At 43.4% G+C, this 19,591-nt stretch carries 18 protein-coding genes; 9 read left to right on the forward strand and 9 right to left on the reverse strand.

Translation table 11 applies throughout. The annotated features are described in order from the left end of the window. Positions 1-20 precede the first annotated feature (20 nt). The 5 genes from BLQ87_RS08015 to BLQ87_RS08035 all read left to right on the forward strand — a co-directional run bounded on the left by BLQ87_RS08015 (position 21) and on the right by BLQ87_RS08035 (position 5,043). A complete protein-coding gene (locus BLQ87_RS08015; RefSeq protein ID WP_245723814.1) occupies positions 21-827 on the forward strand; it encodes a DUF4249 domain-containing protein in 807 nt (268 codons plus the stop codon). 112 nt (positions 828-939) lie between these two features. Beyond that, entirely contained in the window at positions 940-1,848 is a 909-nt protein-coding gene (locus BLQ87_RS08020) for an NAD(P)/FAD-dependent oxidoreductase (RefSeq protein ID WP_074605577.1), read from the forward strand. 38 nt (positions 1,849-1,886) lie between these two features. Further along, complete coding sequence (locus BLQ87_RS08025) at positions 1,887-2,789, forward strand: helix-turn-helix domain-containing protein (RefSeq protein WP_074605578.1); 903 nt, start codon at positions 1,887-1,889, stop codon at positions 2,787-2,789. An 82-nt stretch (positions 2,790-2,871) separates the two neighbouring features. Beyond that, entirely contained in the window at positions 2,872-3,711 is an 840-nt protein-coding gene (locus BLQ87_RS08030; RefSeq protein ID WP_074605579.1) for an SDR family NAD(P)-dependent oxidoreductase, read from the forward strand. A gap of 123 nt (positions 3,712-3,834) precedes the next feature. Next, positions 3,835-5,043, forward strand: a complete 1,209-nt coding sequence (locus BLQ87_RS08035; protein ID WP_245723815.1) for a GAF domain-containing sensor histidine kinase — start codon at positions 3,835-3,837, stop codon at positions 5,041-5,043. On the opposite strand, the gene BLQ87_RS08040 is transcribed toward BLQ87_RS08035, so the two are convergent. Beyond that, positions 5,040-5,906 carry an aldose 1-epimerase family protein gene (locus BLQ87_RS08040; RefSeq protein ID WP_074605580.1) on the reverse strand — a complete coding sequence of 289 codons (867 nt, stop codon included), beginning with the start codon at positions 5,904-5,906 and terminating at the stop codon, positions 5,040-5,042. The genes BLQ87_RS08035 and BLQ87_RS08040 overlap by 4 nt on opposite strands. A 115-nt stretch (positions 5,907-6,021) precedes the next feature. Between BLQ87_RS08040 and BLQ87_RS08045 the strand changes: the two genes are divergently transcribed. Further along, the gene (locus BLQ87_RS08045) at positions 6,022-8,319 is read left to right on the forward strand and encodes a PAS domain S-box protein (RefSeq protein ID WP_172664819.1); all 2,298 of its coding nucleotides are present in this window, start codon (positions 6,022-6,024) and stop codon (positions 8,317-8,319) included. A 68-nt stretch (positions 8,320-8,387) separates the two neighbouring features. Here the strand turns inward: BLQ87_RS08045 and BLQ87_RS08050 are convergent, their stop codons facing one another. The 7 genes from BLQ87_RS08050 to BLQ87_RS08080 form a co-directional block, all read right to left on the reverse strand. Further along, on the reverse strand, positions 8,388-9,806 hold the full coding sequence (locus tag BLQ87_RS08050) for an efflux transporter outer membrane subunit (protein ID WP_074605582.1): 1,419 nt from the start codon (positions 9,804-9,806) through the stop codon (positions 8,388-8,390). Positions 9,807-9,808: 2 nt separating this feature from the next. Continuing rightward, positions 9,809-12,964, reverse strand: a complete 3,156-nt coding sequence (locus tag BLQ87_RS08055; protein ID WP_074605583.1) for an efflux RND transporter permease subunit — start codon at positions 12,962-12,964, stop codon at positions 9,809-9,811. Between the two features lie 24 nt (positions 12,965-12,988). After that, positions 12,989-14,176: an efflux RND transporter periplasmic adaptor subunit gene (locus BLQ87_RS08060; protein ID WP_074605584.1), complete on the reverse strand. Its 1,188-nt coding sequence runs from the start codon at positions 14,174-14,176 to the stop codon at positions 12,989-12,991. A gap of 145 nt (positions 14,177-14,321) precedes the next feature. Then, positions 14,322-15,080, reverse strand: coding sequence for a LytR/AlgR family response regulator transcription factor (locus tag BLQ87_RS08065; RefSeq protein ID WP_074605585.1), 759 nt, complete (start codon positions 15,078-15,080; stop codon positions 14,322-14,324). Between the two features lie 36 nt (positions 15,081-15,116). Further along, complete coding sequence (locus tag BLQ87_RS08070) at positions 15,117-16,241, reverse strand: sensor histidine kinase (RefSeq protein WP_143010371.1); 1,125 nt, start codon at positions 16,239-16,241, stop codon at positions 15,117-15,119. Between the two features lie 2 nt (positions 16,242-16,243). Next, on the reverse strand, positions 16,244-16,582 hold the full coding sequence (locus tag BLQ87_RS08075; RefSeq protein WP_074605586.1) for a hypothetical protein: 339 nt from the start codon (positions 16,580-16,582) through the stop codon (positions 16,244-16,246). Between the two features lie 79 nt (positions 16,583-16,661). Then, a complete protein-coding gene (locus BLQ87_RS08080) occupies positions 16,662-17,231 on the reverse strand; it encodes a porin family protein (RefSeq protein WP_074605587.1) in 570 nt (189 codons plus the stop codon). Between BLQ87_RS08080 and BLQ87_RS33720 the strand changes: the two genes are divergently transcribed. Beyond that, complete coding sequence (locus BLQ87_RS33720; RefSeq protein ID WP_172664818.1) at positions 17,230-17,394, forward strand: hypothetical protein; 165 nt, start codon at positions 17,230-17,232, stop codon at positions 17,392-17,394. The genes BLQ87_RS08080 and BLQ87_RS33720 overlap by 2 nt on opposite strands. Before the next feature lie 27 nt (positions 17,395-17,421). Here BLQ87_RS33720 and BLQ87_RS08085 read toward each other — a convergent pair whose 3' ends face one another. Then, positions 17,422-17,619, reverse strand: a complete 198-nt coding sequence (locus BLQ87_RS08085; protein ID WP_074605588.1) for a hypothetical protein — start codon at positions 17,617-17,619, stop codon at positions 17,422-17,424. A gap of 159 nt (positions 17,620-17,778) precedes the next feature. Here BLQ87_RS08085 and BLQ87_RS08090 point away from each other — a divergent pair, with 159 nt between their 5' ends. Together BLQ87_RS08090 and BLQ87_RS08095 are read left to right on the forward strand one after the other, a co-directional pair. Further along, positions 17,779-18,927 (forward strand): FecR family protein, encoded by a 1,149-nt coding sequence (locus BLQ87_RS08090; RefSeq protein ID WP_074605690.1) that lies wholly within the window; start codon positions 17,779-17,781, stop codon positions 18,925-18,927. Positions 18,928-18,982: 55 nt separating this feature from the next. Continuing rightward, on the forward strand, positions 18,983-19,552 hold the full coding sequence (locus BLQ87_RS08095) for an RNA polymerase sigma factor (protein WP_074605589.1): 570 nt from the start codon (positions 18,983-18,985) through the stop codon (positions 19,550-19,552). The last annotated feature ends 39 nt before the right edge of the window (positions 19,553-19,591 follow it).

Here is a 19,591-nt window from a genome sequence, read left to right on the forward strand (position 1 = left end):
TACAAAAACAAGATATCCTCATGAAAAGCATGAATTTGAAAAAATATACCCGCTACGTTTTTGTAGTCATTGCAGTCGGTACTTTTAGCGCATGCAAAAAAGTCATTGACCTTAAGCTGGACGAGGCTGTTCCGGTAATTGTCATCGATGGAGGGATTAGTGACCTGAATGAGAATCAGGTTGTAAAGGTTTCAAAGACCTATAATTTCACAGAACCGAACAAATTTAACGGGGTCAGTAAGGCCAACATTGTGTTGAAGGCAGATGCAAAGGTTTTGGCCGTCTTTGTGGAAACCGATCCCGGAATTTACAAGAGTCCAACTAAATTTAAGGGGAAGCCGGGCGTCAGGTATGACCTAAGTGTAACTTCCGAAGGAAAAACATATGAGGCCAGTTCTATTATGCCTGCAAGAGTAATACTGGATGCACTGACCTTCAAAACCTTTAATTTTTTTGGCGGCAATAAGAGTTATATCGTGGCTAACTTTTCAGATCCCGCCGGCATTGCCAATCAATATCGCTATATCTTGAAAACAAAAGGGGTAGTGGAGGAAGATGCAGTGAGTGAGGATCGTTTTAATGATGGCAATAAGGTGGAAAATGTGATTTTTTATGAGCTGGATGATCTGGTAAAAGGAGACAGCGTACATGTGGAATTCCAATGTGTAGACAGAAATGTATACCGCTACTTTTATAGCATCGGGCAGAATTCCGGACAAGGAGGGCCACCTGTTTCTCCGGCAAATCCACCTTCAAATTTTAGCAATGGCGCGCTGGGCGTATTCAATGCCCATACTTCGAGCTCCAGAACTGCTGTAATTAAATAAACGCCCGTATTTATTTTCCAGCAGGATTGTCAGGATTAAGTTTAATTAATGAAACTTTGTTGCATTAGTGGTGTCAATCCTTATTTTTATCCTAAATCATAAAATTTAGGAAATGGAAATTAAGAATCCTCTGGAAGTGATCATTATTGGTGGAAGTTATGCTGGGCTTTCGGCAGCTATGACTTTAGGTCGTGCGATGCGAAAAGTGCTGGTTATTGATAGTGGTAAACCTTGTAATGCACAGACCCCTCATTCACATAATTTTATCACCCATGATGGGGAAACACCTGCTGAAATTACGGGAAAGGCAAAAGCGGAAGTGCTAAAATATCCAACCGTCGAATTTTTGAACGACCGGGTCATTTCAGCCCAAAAGTCCGGACTGTGCTTTGAGCTAAAAACAGAATCAGGTAAAAAGCTAAGTGCTAAAAAGCTGGTATTTGCAACTGGCCTGAAAGACAGGATGCCGGAAATAGCAGGCTTTGCTGCCTGTTGGGGAATCTCTGTGATTCATTGTCCTTATTGTCATGGTTATGAAGTCCGCCATCAAAAAACAGCCATTCTTGCCAATGGTAACGACGCCCTTCATTTTGCACAGGTCCTCAGCAACTGGACTAAAGAACTGGTTTTATTTACCAACGGACTGATCAGCCTGGATCCGGATCAGCAGGCGCAACTGACAAAACATGGCATCTCATGGATTGAAACACCAGTAAGTCAATTGATACATAGCGATGGGCAAATAAAACACCTGGTTTTGTCGGATGGACAGGAGCATGCCTTTAACGTCATGTATGCCCGGATTCCTTTTGACCAGCATAGCAGTCTTCCGCAGGAACTGGGTTGTACACTGACCGAACATGGCTTTCTGCAGGTGGATGAATTACAACACACCAGTATATCTGGAATCTATGCGGCGGGCGATAATGCGACTATGCTCCGGGCAGTTTCCCAGGCTGTTGCCGCAGGAATGCGTGCCGGAGCTGCCATCAACTATGACCTCATCATGGAGTCCTGGTAGCTAAAGTGTAAATGGTTTGAATTGTGTAACTTTGACGCATGTCAAAAACAGAGAGCCTTGAAGATTTTTACCGTGAAAAGTTCAATTGGCTTCCTGATAATCTTCAGGAAGGCATTGGACATTTTAATGTCTTTAACCTGGAAAACCACCTTGGTCCCAATGCGGTCCCGGTAAAATACAGTCGCAGGGATTTTTATAAAGTCTGCCTTATGCGGGGAAGGAACATCTACCATTACGCGGATAAAAGCGTGGAAATCTCGGGTTCTACACTGATGTTCTTCAATCCAAAGGTTCCATATACCTGGGAATGTTTAAATGATGATGGCTCTGGCTATTTCTGCATCTTCACGGATGCTTTTTTTACGGAGAAAATGCGTGGTAACCTGACGGAATTGCCCATGTTTGCTCCAGGAGGCAAGCCTTCCTTTGTCTTAAATGAGGAGCAGGACAAGCAGGTTACTGTACTCTTTTTGAAAATGATGGAAGAGCGTGATTCTGACTACGTATACAAATACGACCTCATCAGAAATTACGTAACTGAACTGATTCATTTTGCTTTAAAGATCCAGCCGGCGGAGAATTTATACCGGCATCCCGATGCCAATTCCAGGATTACAGCGGTATTTACAGAGTTGCTGGAACGGCAGTTCCCTATTGAGACGCCCAGACAGCGCTTCACCATGCGTTCAGCAGCAGATTTTGCCCAACAGCTTGCCGTTCATGTAAACCACCTCAACAGGGCGATAAAAGAAACTACCGGAAAGACCACCACGATGCACATTACAGAGCGGATCGTGACGGAAGCCAAAGCATTGTTAAAGCATACCGATTGGAACGTTGCTGAAATTGCCTGCTGCCTTGGATTTGAAGAGTCTGCTCATTTTAACAATTATTTCAAAAAACATACCCGTTTCAATCCCTCCCAGTTTAGGAATGTTTGAATTTTACAAGCATTGGTTTGATTGATGTAAGCTCCCCATCATTGCTGTCCTGTAATTTTGTATCCGTAAATACACTGAAATTATGGACAATCAAAAAGTATGGTTTGTAACAGGTGCTTCTAAGGGATTAGGATTGAGCCTGGTAAAACAACTGTTAAAAGAAGGCTTTAAAGTAGCCGCAACTTCAAGAAAAATAAATGAATTAACCGATGCGGTAGGTGTGGATGATCCAAACTTCCTCCCTTTGGTGCTGGATCTGCAAAACGAAGACAGCGTTGCGGCAGCCATCGCCACAGGAATTGACCGGTTTGGCAAGATCGACGTGGTCGTTAACAATGCCGGATACGGCTTAACCGGAAGCCTGGAGGAACTGAGCGATGAAGAAGCCAGGGCAAATTTTGCCGTTAACGTATTTGGCTCATTAAATGTGATCAGAAAGGTGATGCCTCATTTCAGGGCACAGCATTCCGGACATATCTTCAATATCGCTTCCATCGGTGGATACACTGGCGGATTTCCCGGCTTTGGTATTTATTGCGCCACAAAATTCGCCGTAGCAGGTTTCTCCGAATCCCTTGCTGCGGAGGTGAAACCATTTGGCGTACATGTGACGGTGGTTTACCCTGGATATTTCAGAACAAACTTTCTTTCTCAAGGCTCTTTGCTGACACCGAAAAATGAAATTTCCGCGTATCAGGAAGTGCGTGAAGTTCAGAACGCACATCAGCATAGCATTGACGGGAATCAGGCCGGTGATCCGGAAAAGGCGGTTGCCGCACTGATTAACATGACGGCAGAAGAACAGCCACCATTACACCTTTTTCTCGGAGCTGATGCCTATGAACTTGCATATGGCAAGATTGCTCAGGTTCAGCAGGCACTGGAACAGTTTAAGGCGATTACCGTAAATACCGGATTTTAAGATAAGAGCTGCCGCAAGGCCGCTTTTATTTTTTGATGATAAATCTTTTTCTTTAGTCATATTCGTACGATAAAATGATAGTAATTTGTTTTCAGAGGGAACATTACTAACTTTATATCTACAATGGCAATCTCAATGGCGACTCAAATAGATATCGATATTATTTCATCAGAAGAAGAAAGAATTAAAGCCCTGAAAAGGTATGATATTCTTGACACGCCACCGGATGGCTCATTTGACCGGCTAACCAAGCTGGCGGCAAATCTACTGAAAGTACCTATTGCGATCGTGAGCCTGGTGGATACGGATAGGATTTGGTTTAAGTCGAAGTACGGAACTGAAGCACAGCAGATTGACCGCGATGAAGGGCTTTGTGCATCCACCATTTTAGCCGACGATCTTTACCAGATAGAAGATGCTTCCATCGATCCCCGTACACTGAGCAATCCCCTGGTTGCAGGCTCCTTTGGTTTAAAGTTTTATGCTGCGGTTCCATTGCGGACTAAAGATGGCTTTAACCTGGGTACTTTCTGTGTAATCGGTAAAGAACCCAGGGTCCTGACACCTGAAGAAGAGGGTATCCTGAGAGACCTGAGGGACATTGTAATGGATCAGATTGAATTGAGACTGGCCTCAAGAACAAGCCTGGCCCAACACAACCAGATTTTAAATACCACGGCCCACGACCTTAAAAATCCGTTGACCACCATTCCAGTACGTGCTGACCTCATCAAGATGAAGAAAGACAATCCGGAGATGGTAGATACCCTTTGTGATCAGATAAAAATTGCCAGCCTGAATATGGTTCGCATTATTGATGAGCTGTTGCAGGTGGGAAGTATGGAAGCCGGAAAAATTCATTTGCTGTTGATTAAGGTGAATGCCTCATTTTTAGTAAGCAATGTGGTTTCTATGAACCAGCCACTGGCAGAAAGAAAAAGTCAGACCTTAAATTTTAGTTATGAAAAGGACCTGTATGTGAATGCCGACGAAGGGAAGTTAACCGAGATCGTAGACAACCTGGTCAACAATGCTATCAAATATTCGCCCATGGGCACCCATATTTTTGTCCGTGTAAAAGAAGAAAACCACAATGTTCTGATCGAAGTAGAAGATCAGGGTTTAGGCCTGACCGCTGAAGATCAAAGTAAACTATATCAGCGTTTCACCCGTTTAAGTGCTCAACCTACCGGGGGTGAAAACTCTACAGGCCTTGGGCTTTCCATCGTAAAAGTCCTGGTGGAGGCTCATGAAGGAACCATCCGCGCAGAGAGTGAAGGAAAGGGCAAGGGCTGTAAGTTTATCGTTGAATTACCGGGAAGGAACAGCTAAAAACAGGTTACCTGCCATTGCCTGGTCCATTCTTCCTTTGGATTTAAAGACATTATACCTTCTTTCTCTTCCAGTTTTTGTTGGTGATGGCTGCCATCGGCGATGCCACACCAGGGTTCCAGACATACGAAATCAGCATCTTTCGCAGACCATATCCCAAAGAAAGGAAATCCCTTGAATTGAAATTCAAGACCATGGGGATCTGCATCGCTTTTTAGGAAAATGGAATCACTTTGCAGGCGCTTAAAAACGAGTGCATCTTCATAAAACAATTCATGTTTCAATTGAAGTTTTCCATCAGTTAATGCGATGGTTTCTGTTTCATCGTCAATCAGGTCCTGCTTAATCTTATTAGAAATGAGCTGATGATCTTTATTAAACTGCAGGTAGTAATCGCCGTATTTTAATCCCTCTCTTAAAGGTACAGCGAAAGCAGGATGCCCCCCAATAGAAAACCATAATGCCTGATCTCCTGTATTTGTAACTTCATAAGCACAGCTTAGCATATCTCCCGAGAGGGTATAGCGTAGTCCCAACCGGAATTCAAATGGGTATACCTTCAGGCTTTCTTCATCCTGTTCCAGGGTAAAAAGAATTTCTGTTTCAGAGATTTGACTCACTTTAAACTCCCGCTCTCTGGCCAGGCCGTGGCGTGGAAGGGTAAATGCTTTATCCTTATAATAATAGGTATTGTCTTTTAAGCCTCCAACAATAGGGAACAGAATCGGGCTGAATTTACCCCAGTAATCCGGATTGCCACTCCAGAGGTATTCCAGGTTTGTTTCTTTACTTCTTAAACTTTGTAACTCTCCACCTTTGGAGGAGAACGAAGCATGGATCTTGGTATTTTCTAGGGAAATCATATTGGATAAAAGTAAAAATTAAATTTTGTTATATTTAAGTCCTTCCTGGGAAAAAATGAATATAGACAAGAATTTATCCGCTACCACAAACATTCTGTTTCGGAGGCCTAAAGCTATGGGAATCTTTGTATTCCTGATCCTGACCATGATCATCCTTTTTGTTGCCAATCAAAGGTACCGCCTGGTGGTGGAGGACCGGCGACTGGAAATGTCCCGGATATTGACCTCCGTGAAACACAATGTTGATCAGTCTCTTAAAAATAGTTACACTGCTGCATTGACTATTGGACTCACCATAAATGGGGATGGTGTTCCTAAAAATTTTGATACTGTGGCTGCACAGCTTGTCAATTCTAACCGGACCTTATCTGCTGTTGAGCTGGTGCCAGATGGCGTGATTAAATATGTCTATCCTTTAAAAGGGAACGAAAAAGCATTAGACCTGAATGTCCTTAAAGACTCCAAAACCATTTCCGCGGAAGCCAATAAGGCCATTGAATCCCGGAAAATGTATTTCGCCGGGCCCATTATGCTGCGTCAGGGAGGGATGGGGATTGTAGGCCGGATGCCCTTGTTCTTTAACAACAAGTTTTGGGGGTTCTCTGCAGTCGTGATTAAGCTGGACGTATTTTTGAAGCAAGCAGGGGTGTATGAACACATGAACAACAGGTTTCGTTTTCAGTTGTCAAAACGGAACCCTGTGAGTGCTAAGGAAGAGTTCTTTCTGCCTTTGTTTTCTGACTTTTCCGTTGCGGCTTCTGAAACAATAGATTTTCCTGATGGCGACTGGAAGATTTATGTAGCCGCTGTTCCTACCTATAAGCCATATTTAAAAATCATTTTCCCTACGCTATTCAGCGTATTGCTGGCTGCGCTTACGGGTTTTTTAGTTTACCGTGTTTTTAAGAAACCTGCCGAATTACAGTTGCTGGTTTACGAACAGGCTACCCGCTTGCTGGAAAACGAAATTAAGTTTAAAACGATATTTGATCAGGCCGCAATAGGCATCGCAGAAGTAGACTCCAATACAGGTGCTTTTCTGAGGATTAATGGGAAGTTTTGTAAAATACTGGGTTATACGGAAGCGGAATTACAGCATACAAACTTTCAGTCAATAACCCATCCGGATGATTTAAAGAAAGACCTGAGGTACTTTCAGCAAATGAGGTCAGGAAAGATCAGGGAGTTTGAGCTGTTAAAAAGGTATCTTCGGAAAGATGGGCAGGTGGTCTGGGTAAATTTAATGATCACACCATTGTGGAAAGTTGGGGATACCCCAAGCAGCCACATTACGGTTATTGAAGACGTGACCGCCAGAATCGAAGCTGAACTGATTGCGGAAGAGTACCAGTACCGGATAGAATCTTTAATCAATACCATTGATGGTATCGTTTGGGAGGCCGATCCCGAGACTTTTAACTTTACCTTTATCAGTAAGAAATCGGAGGATATCTTAGGCTATACTGCCGAAGAATGGTTGTCTTCTCCAAGCTTTTGGGCAGACCACGTTCATCCGGACGACAGAGATTGGGTGGTTAACTATTGCACCGTTTGTACCAACAATCTGGAGCAACATGATTTTGAGTACCGCATGATTGCCAAAGGAGGAAATGTAGTCTGGTTAAGGGACATTGTAAATGTGATTGTAGAGGAGGGAAAGGCGGTATTGCTAAGGGGAATTATGATTGACATTACCAGGAATAAACGGGCGGAAAGAGACCTGAACCATTCTTTTGATCTCGTGAATGAGCAAAATAAGCGTTTGTTGAATTTCTCTTATATCGTGTCTCATAACCTTCGTTCTCATACGAGTAACATCCAGTCCATTTCCGTTCTAATTGATACCACGAAGTCAGAAGAAGAACGAAACGAGATGATTGGACTTTTGAAAACAGTTTCCGATAACCTTAATGAAACCTTGCTGAATTTAAATGAGGTAGTTAATATTCAGACGAATATTAACATTATTGTAGAGCCACTCAACCTGAATAAGTATATTGAGAAAACGCTGAATGTCCTGAACGACCAGATCGTTCTGAAACAGGCAGTTGTTGTGAACAAGGTGTTGGAAGATGTATTGGTCAATTACAATCCCGCATATCTGGAAAGTATTCTGCTGAATTTTATTTTCAATGCCATCCGGTACAGTCACCCGAAGCGCAGCCCTTTGATCGAACTGAGTTGTCATCATGAAGGTCAGCTGGTGCTGCAGGTCTCAGACAATGGAATTGGAATGAACCTGGATAGATATGGTGCCGAATTATTCGGCATGTATAAAACCTTTAACGGGAATCCCGATTCTAAAGGACTGGGCTTATTCATTTCCAAGAACCAGATTGATGCAATGGGAGGAAGGGTTGTAGTAGAAAGTGAAGTGGGCATCGGGACGACCTTTAAGATTTACTTCAAGTAATTTTTCCGCAGAATTTGTGGGTTTATCATACTGCGGAGGCTGGAAATAAGACCCCCGCAGTGTGTTTTTTATTCGTTTATACCGCCCCCTAGTGCAGTATAAAGTTCTACATCAGCAGCCAAACGCTGACGTTTCAAATTACTCAGCTCCAATTCACTTTGCAGTAAATTTCCCTGAGCAAGAATAACTTCTAAATAAGTTGCCATGCCGCTTCCGAAAAGCATGTTCGCATTTTTTATGGCCGAGCGGAGGGTGTTAACCCGATTTTCGGCAATGGCAACCTGTTCTTTTAATCGGGCTGATTTTACCAGTGCATCTGAAACCTCAGTTACCGCTGTCAGCACCGTTTGTCTGAATTGTAAAACAGACTTCTCTCTTTCTAATTTTGCAATTTCAAATGCCGTTTTCAACTTTCTGCGTTGGAAGATAGGCTGCGCTACTGATCCGGCAACCATTCCGAATAAGGATCCGGGGATGTTAAACCAGTTGCTCGCCTTGAAAGAGTTGAGTCCGCCATTTGCCGTAATGTTCAACGATGGATACATGCTTGCCTGTGCAATACCAACAGATTCATTGGCGGCACGAAGTGCATATTCACTCGCCTTTACATCCGGACGGTTGTTCAACAGCGCAACCGGATAACCGGTCGGCATTTGCTGAGCTGGCGCGATTTCGTTCAGCTTCTTCATCCGGTTAATGGAAGAAGGGACTGTTCCTGTCAACAGGCTCAGTGCATTTTCCTGAACGCTGATGCTTTGTTGCAGGGAAGGGATCAGTTGTGCAGAACTTAATCTCTGTGCTTCTGCCTGTTGAACCGCCAATATCGTCGTTAAACCGGCATCCCATTGCAATTTCGTCATCCTTAGGGTACTGTCGTTCAGGGATAGCGTTCTGTTGGCAATCTGTAACTGCTCATCCAGCATCAACAGGTTGTAATAACCCATGGCTACACCGGATACCAGTTTGCTGCGGATCGCATTAGAAGCTTCGCGTGTCTGAAGGTATTCTGATAAAGCCTTGGCTTTCATCCCTTTCAATTTACCAAAGAAACCGATTTCCCAGGAAAGGTTTAAAGCAGCGTTATAATCCTGTACGGATCTGGAACCGATAAACTGACCGATACTCAAGCCATTTAAGCTGTTTTTAGAAGGCGTACTGGAATTTGCCTGAATGTTTAAACCCAGCTCCGGAAGGAAATTCACCTTTGCTTCGCGAAGCGTCTGATCTGCCTGTTCTATATTCTTCAGGGCAATCAGCAGGTCGAAATTCCGGGCATTGGCGCTGTCAATCAGCAATTGCAATTCCGTATCGTTAAAAAAAGCCTTAGTACTCAATGCCGCGACACTGCTGGAATCTGTTTTTGCATCTTCAGTTCTGAATTGCTGTGGAAGATTCATTCCCGGTCGGACATATTCCTTACCGACCTTGCATCCTGTAATCAGGATGGCTAAGGCGGTAACGGTATATAATTTATGTAAGTGATTCATTGTTAATGTGATTTGACGTCGTCGTTTGTTTCAACTACCGGTTTTCCGGTTATTTTTTCCTGTAAAGACTGGAAGACTACAAATAATACAGGAATGATAAACAGTCCGAGTACTACCCCTGCAAGCATCCCGCCGGCAGCACCTGTACTGATCGATCGGTTACCCATGGCCGAACCACCTGTAGCAATCATCAGCGGGATCATACCTGCTACGAAAGCAAGGGAAGTCATCAGGATCGGTCTCAGACGAAGTCTGGAACCTTCCAGGGCAGCAGCAATCAGCTCCATACCTTCTTTCCTCCGCTGTAAGGCAAATTCAATAATCAGAATGGCATTTTTTGCCAGCAATCCAATCAGCATAATCAATCCTACCTGTACATAGATGTTGTTGTCTATTCCTGCAATCTTGATGGCAATAAATACCCCTAATAATCCCGTAGGAATAGAAAGCATTACGGCCAGTGGCAAGATGTAACTTTCATACTGTGCAGCCAGCAGGAAGTAAACAAACAGGAGACTCAAACTCAAAATGAAAAGGGTTTGAGAACCTGAAGATTTCTCTTCTCTGGAAAGTCCGTTCCATTCGTAACTGTATCCGTTAGGCAGTTTCTCACTCAGCAAGGTTTCGATCTGCTCCATGATTTTACCATTGCTGACTCCCGGTTTGGCAATTGCGTTTACCGTGATGGAATTGAACAGGTTATAACGGTCTACAGATTCCGGTCCGTATACTCTTTTTACGGCCACCAGCTCACTTGCAGGAACCATTTTACCCTGTGCATTTTTTACAAACACCATATTCAGGGATTCTTTATCGGTTCTGTACATTCCATCGGCCTTCACATTTACCCGGTAATATTTACCGAAACGGTTAAAGTCTGATGCTTGTGCGCCACCATAATACACCTGAATGGTATTGAGCAATTCTCTTACACTCACACCCAGTTGTTTTGCTTTTTCATCATTTACTTCCAGTTCAAACTGCGGATAATCTGCTTTGAAAGTGGTAAAGGCTACGGCAACACCATCCAGTCCGAACAACTGTCCGACAATCCCATTGGCCATCCCACTGAATTTCTGAAGGTTACCACCCGTTCTGTCCTGTAATACAAACTCTGCACCACCAATCGCACCATAACCTGCTACGGGAGGCATTCTGAATACACTTACGGTACCTTCTTTTAAGGTCGCCATTTTCGCATTAATGAGGCCGATCACCCCGTCCATATCCTGCACTTCACCTCTTTCTTTAGGCGCTTTCAGTTTACTGAAACCCAGGCCATAAGCAGGACTCGACGAATTACTCATGATGTTGAAACCGGATACACTCGTTACGTTTTTCACGGCATCAAATGTTCTCAATGTAGAATCGACCCTTTTGATGAATTTCGTAGTCCGGTCTAATCCGGTACCCGAAGGCATCGTTAAGGAATAGATAATGAAACTATCATCCTCGTTTGGAACAAATCCTTTAGGAGTCGTGTTCATCATATAAAACGTAATACCGGTCACCAATGCCAGTCCAGCCAGACTCAACCATTTGAATCTGATCAGGAATTTCAGGCTTCCGATATATTTATCCGTCATTCTGTCGAATGAAGTATTGAATGCACTGAAGAACCTTTTGGAGAAACCTTCTTTTTTACCTGCTTTTTCGGCATGGTTGTTTTTTAGGAACAGTGCACATAGCGCCGGACTTAAAGTCAATGCGTTTACCGCCGAGATCAGAATCGCAATCGCCAGGGTAAAGGCAAACTGCTTATAGAAAATCCCGGATGAACCTTCCATAAATCCGATAGGGAGGAATACTGCGGCCATCACCAGGGTAATGGATACAATGGCTCCTGTAATCTCACTCATCGCAGAATACGTGGCTTCACGGGCCGTCATATGTGTACCTTCCATCTTGGCATGGACGGCTTCCACCACCACAATCGCATCGTCGACCACAATCCCGATGGCCAGTACCAGTGCGAAAAGTGTCAATACGTTGACGGTGAAACCAATCATTTGCAGGAAGAAGAAGGTACCGATGATCGCTACCGGAACCGCAATTGCAGGGATCAGGGTAGAGCGGAAATCCTGAAGGAAAATAAATACCACAATAAATACGAGTACGAAGGCTTCAATCAGGGTCGTTTTTACCTGGCTGATCGACTCGTCCAGTCTTTCCTTGGTACTTTGCAAGATGTCGTATTTTATCCCTTTTGGAAATGATTTCTCCGCTTTAATCAGTGATTTACGGACCTGGATTTCAATATCGTTTGCATTCGAACCACTGGCCTGAAGGATACCTAACGTTACGGCATCTTTACCGTTCATTTTGGAGTCACTGCTATAACTTGCTGCACCAAATTCAATCCTGGCTACATCCTTTAAACGAAGGATTCCGCCGTCCGGGTTGGATTTAATGATCAGGTTTTCATATTGCTCGGGAAGGTTTAACTTTCCTTTATATTTTACAACATATTCTATGGCTTCCTTAGATTCTTCACCAAACTTTCCCGGAGCAGTTTCCAAACTCTGGTCATTAATCGCTGCGGTTACTTCGCCTGGAGTAAGGTTGTTGGCCGACATTTTCTGTGGATTCAACCAAACCCGCATCGAGTAATCTTTGGAACCGAAGATCTGAACCTGACCCACACCCTGAATCCTTTTTAATTCAGGAACAAGGTTGATCTTGGTGTAGTTCTGAAGGAACTTCTCATCGTACTTCGCTTTGTCTTCACTGTAAATATTGAAGTACATCACATTACTGTTCTGTTGCTTCGACGTACTGATCCCTGCCAGTAATACCTCTGCAGGCATCTGGCTATTGATCTGTGAAACCCTGTTCTGCACGTTTACTGCAGCCTGATCAGGATTGGTACCTTGCTTAAAGACAATAGATATAGAGAAGGAACCATCGTTACTGGCGGAGGATTTCATATAATCCATGTTTTCCACCCCATTAATGGATTCCTCTAAAGGCGTAATTACGGAACGGACTACCGCCTCACTGTTCCCTCCGGGATAACTCCCTGAAACCATCACCGTGGGCGGGGCGATGTCGGGAAACTGGGTAATTGGAAGGCGGGTCAGACCTACGATCCCCAGCAAGACCAGCAGGATAGAGATTACCGTAGCCAATACCGGCCTTCTTATAATAGATTGTAACATGTTGATTTCGTATTAAAATGTAAATTATTGTGCGCGGTAAACGCTGTCCGTATTCAGAGGCTTAGGTTTAATCACGGCCTCTTCAGCCAGACCATCAAGTCCTGAAAACACAATGGTTTCTCCTTTTTTCAGGCCATCACTGATCAGGTAATTGTTGCCGCTTTTTCCGGAAACGGTAATCGCCCTGCGTTGCAGTTTATTGCCAGGTCCAACGAAGTAGACAAAGATTTTGTCCTGTACATCCATCGTAGAGGCTTTAGGAACCATCAATGCCTGCGCATGACTTTCTTCCAAACGTACTTTTCCGGTATTACCTGAACGTAAAAGTCCCTGAGGATTAGGGAATACTGCCCTTAAACTAATGGAACCCGTGTTCTTGTCAAACTGACCGTCTACAATCTGGATTCTTCCTTTTTGAGGATAAGTTGTTCCATCGGCAAGGATTAAACTTACCGGAGGTAGTTTTTTCAACTTTTCTGTCATAGACGATCCCGGAATCTGTGCATTGAAATGCAGGAATGCAGGTTCGCTCATCGCGAAATAGGTATAGACTTCTCTGGTATCAGATAGGGTCGTCATCGGTTCTGCATCACCTTTGCTGATCAGGTTACCTACTCTTTTAGGGATTTTACCGATAAAGCCGGAGATAGGGGCCTTAATCAGGGAGAAACCAATATTGATCTTTGCAGAAGCAATCGTTGATTTTGCCTGTGACACCGCCGCCTGTGCTTCGCTAAAATTGGCCTGGGCAGTACTCAGTTGTACCTCAGAAACCACTTTGTTTTTTACCAATGGGGTGATTTTGTCGACTTCAATCTGTGCAGTACGCAATTTCGCTTTTGCGGATTCCATCGAGGCATTGGCGGTATTCAGTTGTTCCTGATATACACGGTCATTGATTTTAAATAAAGGCTGTCCGGCTTGTACATGGGCACCTTCGTCGACAAATATTTTGTCCAGGTAACCGTCTACCTGCGGACGGATGTCTACATTCACCTTTCCTTCAATCGAAGCAGAATAATCCGTAAAGGTAGTTGCAGGTTGCTCCATCACACTGATGACCGGGATTTCTGCCGGAGGGGGGACTCCTGCACCAGCTGCCTGTTCGTTTGCTCCTTTCGAACCGCAACTGCTTAAAAGAGCTGCAGGGAAAAGCAAGGACAATAATAGTAAATATCGCTTTTGATTTTTGGGGGTTGGAGGGAAAGACATTGCTTTTATAATTTATGTTCTTTTAAAAATGAATGCAAAAATAAAATCTCCCACGCGCGTTATGCTGATTAAATGACCGAAATGACCATAATCGTAACTGAAACGGTAAAACCTTTAACTGAAATCCGGAAGATACTTTGGCTCCTTATCTGTCCAGCCAGGCCTTGAATTGTCCTGACTTCTCTTTGCTGATGATGATTTCACCGGAACTTTTGCTCTTCAAAATCACCTTCAATTTACCATTAAAATAATTATGAATCGAAAGAATGCTGTTCACAAAAATCATGTGCTGACGGTTGGCACGGAAAAAACAAACCGGATCAAGCTGGTCTTCCAGCTCGTCCATCGTAAAGGGAACGATGATGTCGGTATTGTCGTCCAGCACAAGATGGGTAATCTTATGCTCGGAATAAATATAGTCAATGGAAGAAACAAGAATGGTTTTGTAGCCATCCTTATAGGGGAGCAGAAAGCGGGAACGGTAAATGACAGATTTTGATTTTATGTAATCTACCAACTGATCCAATGCTTTATTGGGATTGCTCTCTTGCAGGATATGGTCGTATAAACCCAAGGCATCTTTCAGCTCATTCTTTTCTATCGGTTTTAACAAATAGGCGAGGCTGTAGATTTTGAAAGCACGGAGGGCATATTCATCGTAAGCAGTAGTGAAAATCACCGGGCAGTGTAATTCTACTTTTGGAAATATTTCAAAGCATAATCCATCTCCGAGTCTGATGTCCATCATAATCAGATCGGGATGAGGATTTTGTGTCAGGTAGTTCACACTTTCTTCTACACTGGCCAGGACGCCCGTAATGACCGCATCTTCTCTGATCTCTGCCAGTAATTTGATCAGCCGGTTGGCATTTGGTTTTTCGTCTTCAATGATTAGAATATTCATATTTCGGGAGCTAAATTGCAAAACTAAAATGCGGAGCTATAATGGAAGTAAAGGTAGGTAAACTGCAAAAGAACTTTCGTCTTCTATGATAGAAGGCAGGTTTTCTGATAACAGGGCATACCTGCTCCTGATATTTTGAAGGCCTATACGGGCAGAAGGAATGGCCAGTTTTATCCTTTGCAGGTTATTACTCACAACAATGTGTGCATCAGTATTGTAAATTTTGATGTGCAGGGGACTGGTCTTGGTTGCCGCATTGTGTTTAATGGCATTTTCAATCAGCAGTTGCAGCGTGATAGGGGGGATACCCCTTCCGTCGTCATTGGTAATGTCCACAGAAATCGTCACATTTTCTCCATATCTGATGCGGATCAGGTATAAATAAGCATCTACAAAAATCAGTTCTTCCTCCAGTGAGACAATGTTTTTATTCAGGTTTACAATCATATACCGGTATACCCGGGAAAGGTTCCTTAGAAAAACCTCTGCTTTTAACTGGTCTTCTGAAATCAGCTCCGAAAGGGTGCTGAAGTTATTGAACATAAAATGAGGATCAAGCTGTAGTTTCAGTGACTGCAGTTCTGCCTGCATGGCAATTTCTTTAAATTCCGCTGTTTTGAGTTTCAGTTCAGTGGCTTCAATCATTGTGGTTTTCCATTTTTGCAACAGAAAATTTCCCGTGGTTACTGCGCTGATCAAAATGCCCATGATGACACATACATAGACAAACTGAAGACTGTTGAGTTCTTCTTCAAAGGTGAGTTTTTCTTCATAGGTATAAATGAAAGATCCGATAAAGTACAGCAGGACCATCAGAATGATGACAAAGATGATCTGAAGGAGTAACTGGATGCTAAAACGCGTAAATGGTTTCTCCGTCCATGGAATGATTTTGTCCAGCATCACCGAATTCAGGACACTCAATTCAAAGATCAATCCGCAGAAAATCATGGTCAGCCCGGCATCAGTTAGCATCTCTAAAACCGGTCTGCTAAAATAATGTTTGTAATAGGCACTATAAGGGTTGAGCAGGTAGGACAACAGATTCAAAACCAGAAATAACAGGGGGATCGTAATAAACCTGAGGTATTTGTTTACTGGTTTTGGAAATAGGTCTTTTGACTTGCTCATCGTATTGCTGAATGTTCTTTTATTCTCCAAAATTACATAAAATGAGAGTGATCGCTGGTGTTTAACAAGGTATTCCTGCCCGAAAATAGGAAATGGTTGATGAACTCCGAGCCATTTTCCATTCTTTTCTCCATGATGGCATTGATCAGGTCGTAAGGTGTTTTTATGGCTTGCTCCTCCGGAAAACTAAAAGAAATGTTGAAACAGTCTTCGATCCTGTTGAATAAGCGGTCCCGCTCATGAGGAAGGAGGTCCAGCTTTTTCTCCGGATCCGGATTTAAAAGACCGGGTTTATAAGCCCCAAATTCCATTTTAAGCAGAAGGTTGAGCTGGAGGTAGATCCTGATGAAGGTGAAGATAGGAATGATCATATTTTTTGGAAAACAGCAGATCGGATTGTGGTGTTATACCCACAATCCGACCTGCTTTGAGAAAATCAATTCATAAGGTTTACAAAGGAATGGCATATCCGATCGTGGCAATAATCCCTCTGTTTTTAACTTTGTTAGCCGCTTTGCTGAGGTCTGTTAATCCGAGTGCATATCTGCCGTCTACGATGAACTTTCCAGGGCCTGCAGGAACCGCTACACCTGCACCCATCTGAATACCAAAGTCTAATTTCTGAACTTTACCTCCGTAAAACGACTCTAATTTCTTTTTGTCAGATAGCAGAAGGGAAATGGATGGGCCTGCATTTACATAAACCGGTCCAAAGCTGTATTTTGCCAATACCGGCAATTCCAGGTAGTTCAGGTTTTGTTTAATGGTCATGTTGCCATTTTTGATCTTCGTCCCCTCGCTTACATAGTTTAACTCTGGCTGAATGGAAAAATCACTTTTAGCCACCTGAAAATTAACGCCTAGTCCGGCGGTGAAGCCTACTTTGTTTTTCTCTCCATTCATATTGCTGATGGATTGTTTGCTGATGCTAATCCCTGCTTTAGGAATCAGCTCAATCTTCTGGGCTTTAACAGCTCCGATACTCAAAACCATTACAGTTGATAATAATAAGCTCTTCATGATTATTTATTTTGTTGATGCAATGATAGGGAATGTTCCTGCCGGCCAAAGCCGGAAAGAGACTCAGCTGACTAAATTTGCAACTCAACCGTATAAATTAAATCCTCAACTGATCGGGCCTGAAAAAAGAAATGAAAAAGAAAACCCTGCTATTGATCTATAGCAGGGCTCATTAGCAGGGAAAAAATACTTATTCCGTATAAGGATCAGTGGCTTGGCGATACTGTTGTTTGACATCGTTTCCAAATTCCTTTGCCTTATCCAGCCATTCCGGTGCCTGATCTTTCAGCTCATCTACAAGAGATTTGCCATTGACACCTTTTTTTGTGACATATTTAACTGCCCCATAAACTGCGGCACCGATGAGAAGAGATTTTAGTAGGCCCATAATTGTTTTTTTAATGATTGAATCTGTCTACTGAATAAACAAGGTTCGCGCCTAATAGTTTGATGGAATAAATACTTTTATTTTCTTTACCCCCATGATCTGCTTTGTTCGTCTTTAGTGCTTGAAAAACAAAACATCTATACATTCATCATAAAGGACATGGAAGAAGCAAAAATAAAAAGCCTTTTAAAAAAGTATGCTGAAGGAAATTCCAGTCCTGAGGAAATTGCTTTTTTAGAGGGCTGGTATATTCAATGGAATAAAGACCGCCCTTTTGGATTGACAAGTCAGGACCTGAATAGCGACTTACTTTTAATCAAGGCCCATACACCGGATTTGAAGAACGGTTCGAAAAGATTGGACCTCTGGCCCAAGGTCATGGCTGCTGGGGTAGTATTGTTCATTGTGACGGCAGGAATTTCCCTTTATTTAAATAAAGGAGTGGATCAGGACAGTGAAAAGAAAATGGCAAAAGTTCCCGCAGCGGAAATTGTTCCAGGCGGACAGAAAGCGATCCTGACTTTATCAAATGGTGCCAGGATCTCCTTAACAGATGCCGGAAAAGGGGAAGTCGCGAAGGAGTCTGGTCTGGTGATTTCCAAAACTGCCGATGGACAGCTGAAGTATGAACTGACGGGAAAGGGAGCGGCCAATGAAGACCTGGTCTCTTATCATATGGTGGAAACTCCGGTAGGCGGGCAATATCAGGTCGTACTTCCCGATGGCTCCAGGGTCTGGCTGAACTCGGCTTCATCTCTGAGGTTCCCCTCCGCTTTTAATCCTTCTGATGCCCGGACAGTAAAGCTCACAGGTGAGGCCTATTTTGAAGTTGCCCCGGATAAAAAGAGGCCCTTTAAAGTGATCAGCAACCAGCAGGAGGTCGAAGTGCTGGGCACACATTTCAATGTGAACAGTTATGACGATGATGGTTTTACCAAAACGACCTTGCTGAAAGGAAGCATCAAAGTGAAAATGACGGGTAAGACCGCCGGATTTAGAATATTGAAACCGGGACAACAATCGGTTCTCCGAGCTGGTATTGAAGTGCTTGATGTTGACCTGGAGACTATTGTGGATTGGAAAAACGGCAATTTCTATTTCTATAATGAAAGTATTCAACGCATCATGAAGAAGCTCTCCCGCTGGTATAATGTGGACATTGAATATAAAGGAGCCGTTCCTGCAGTGGTCTTCGGTGGGGAAGTCTCCAGGTCTAAAAAGCTTGCTGAAGTCCTGAAGCTTTTGGAACATACCGGGCAGGTTCATTTTACAATAGAAGGAAGGAAGGTGATCGTGACCTGCCCCTGAATCACATCAGGGGCCTGTAAACAATGGAACGAATTGCAGCATAAATATCAGGAAAATGAAGGGACCATATCATAAATTTACAGACCTGGAATTGTCGGAATCCCTTCGAAAGGGAGATTCCCGGGCTTATTCAGAAATATACAACCGTTACCATGCTGCTTTATATATTCATGCTTTTAAGCGGCTTCAGGACAGAGAGGAATGCCGCGATATCGTGCAGGAGATCTTTACGGCACTTTGGCAGAAACATGGAGAGATCACTTTTAGCAGTACCCTTTCGGGCTACCTGTACATGTCTGTAAGAAACAGGATCTTCGATCTTCTGGCCAGAAAATACCTGAAGCAGGAATATGTGGTGTCCATCCAGCGTTTTGCGGAGGAAGGGCAGGTAACCACAGACCACATGGTGAGACAACACCAGCTTTCCGCCATTATTGAGCAGGAACTGGCCGGTTTGCCCGCCCGCACCCGCGAGATATTTGAGATGAGCAGAAAAGGTTTCCTTTCCCACAAGGAAATCGCTATAGTATTAAATATTTCAGAGCAAACAGTGAAAACAACGGTTAACAATGCGCTCCGGGTTTTACGTGTAAGACTTGGGAAAATATTTCTATTATTTTTTTAATTTCTTTACCCCCATGAGCTTCCTTGTTCGTCTTTAGGG

The organism is Pedobacter steynii (assembly GCF_900103665.1).
GTDB classification, from domain to species: domain Bacteria; phylum Bacteroidota; class Bacteroidia; order Sphingobacteriales; family Sphingobacteriaceae; genus Pedobacter; species Pedobacter steynii.

Coding starts and splice junctions, on each gene's coding strand:
- BLQ87_RS08060 (WP_074605584.1), bottom strand. CDS start 14,176: ATGTCTTTCCCTCCAACCCCCAAAAATCAAAAGCGATATTTACTATTA.
- BLQ87_RS08085 (WP_074605588.1), bottom strand. CDS start 17,619: ATGGGCCTACTAAAATCTCTTCTCATCGGTGCCGCAGTTTATGGGGCA.
- BLQ87_RS08050 (WP_074605582.1), bottom strand. CDS start 9,806: ATGAATCACTTACATAAATTATATACCGTTACCGCCTTAGCCATCCTG.
- BLQ87_RS08035 (WP_245723815.1), top strand. CDS start 3,835: ATGGCAATCTCAATGGCGACTCAAATAGATATCGATATTATTTCATCA.
- BLQ87_RS33720 (WP_172664818.1), top strand. CDS start 17,230: ATGATTATTTATTTTGTTGATGCAATGATAGGGAATGTTCCTGCCGGC.
- BLQ87_RS08090 (WP_074605690.1), top strand. CDS start 17,779: ATGGAAGAAGCAAAAATAAAAAGCCTTTTAAAAAAGTATGCTGAAGGA.
- BLQ87_RS08025 (WP_074605578.1), top strand. CDS start 1,887: ATGTCAAAAACAGAGAGCCTTGAAGATTTTTACCGTGAAAAGTTCAAT.
- BLQ87_RS08055 (WP_074605583.1), bottom strand. CDS start 12,964: ATGTTACAATCTATTATAAGAAGGCCGGTATTGGCTACGGTAATCTCT.
- BLQ87_RS08065 (WP_074605585.1), bottom strand. CDS start 15,080: ATGAATATTCTAATCATTGAAGACGAAAAACCAAATGCCAACCGGCTG.
- BLQ87_RS08075 (WP_074605586.1), bottom strand. CDS start 16,582: ATGATCATTCCTATCTTCACCTTCATCAGGATCTACCTCCAGCTCAAC.
- BLQ87_RS08045 (WP_172664819.1), top strand. CDS start 6,022: ATGGGAATCTTTGTATTCCTGATCCTGACCATGATCATCCTTTTTGTT.
- BLQ87_RS08040 (WP_074605580.1), bottom strand. CDS start 5,906: ATGATTTCCCTAGAAAATACCAAGATCCATGCTTCGTTCTCCTCCAAA.
- BLQ87_RS08080 (WP_074605587.1), bottom strand. CDS start 17,231: ATGAAGAGCTTATTATTATCAACTGTAATGGTTTTGAGTATCGGAGCT.
- BLQ87_RS08020 (WP_074605577.1), top strand. CDS start 940: ATGGAAATTAAGAATCCTCTGGAAGTGATCATTATTGGTGGAAGTTAT.
- BLQ87_RS08030 (WP_074605579.1), top strand. CDS start 2,872: ATGGACAATCAAAAAGTATGGTTTGTAACAGGTGCTTCTAAGGGATTA.
- BLQ87_RS08095 (WP_074605589.1), top strand. CDS start 18,983: ATGAAGGGACCATATCATAAATTTACAGACCTGGAATTGTCGGAATCC.
- BLQ87_RS08015 (WP_245723814.1), top strand. CDS start 21: ATGAAAAGCATGAATTTGAAAAAATATACCCGCTACGTTTTTGTAGTC.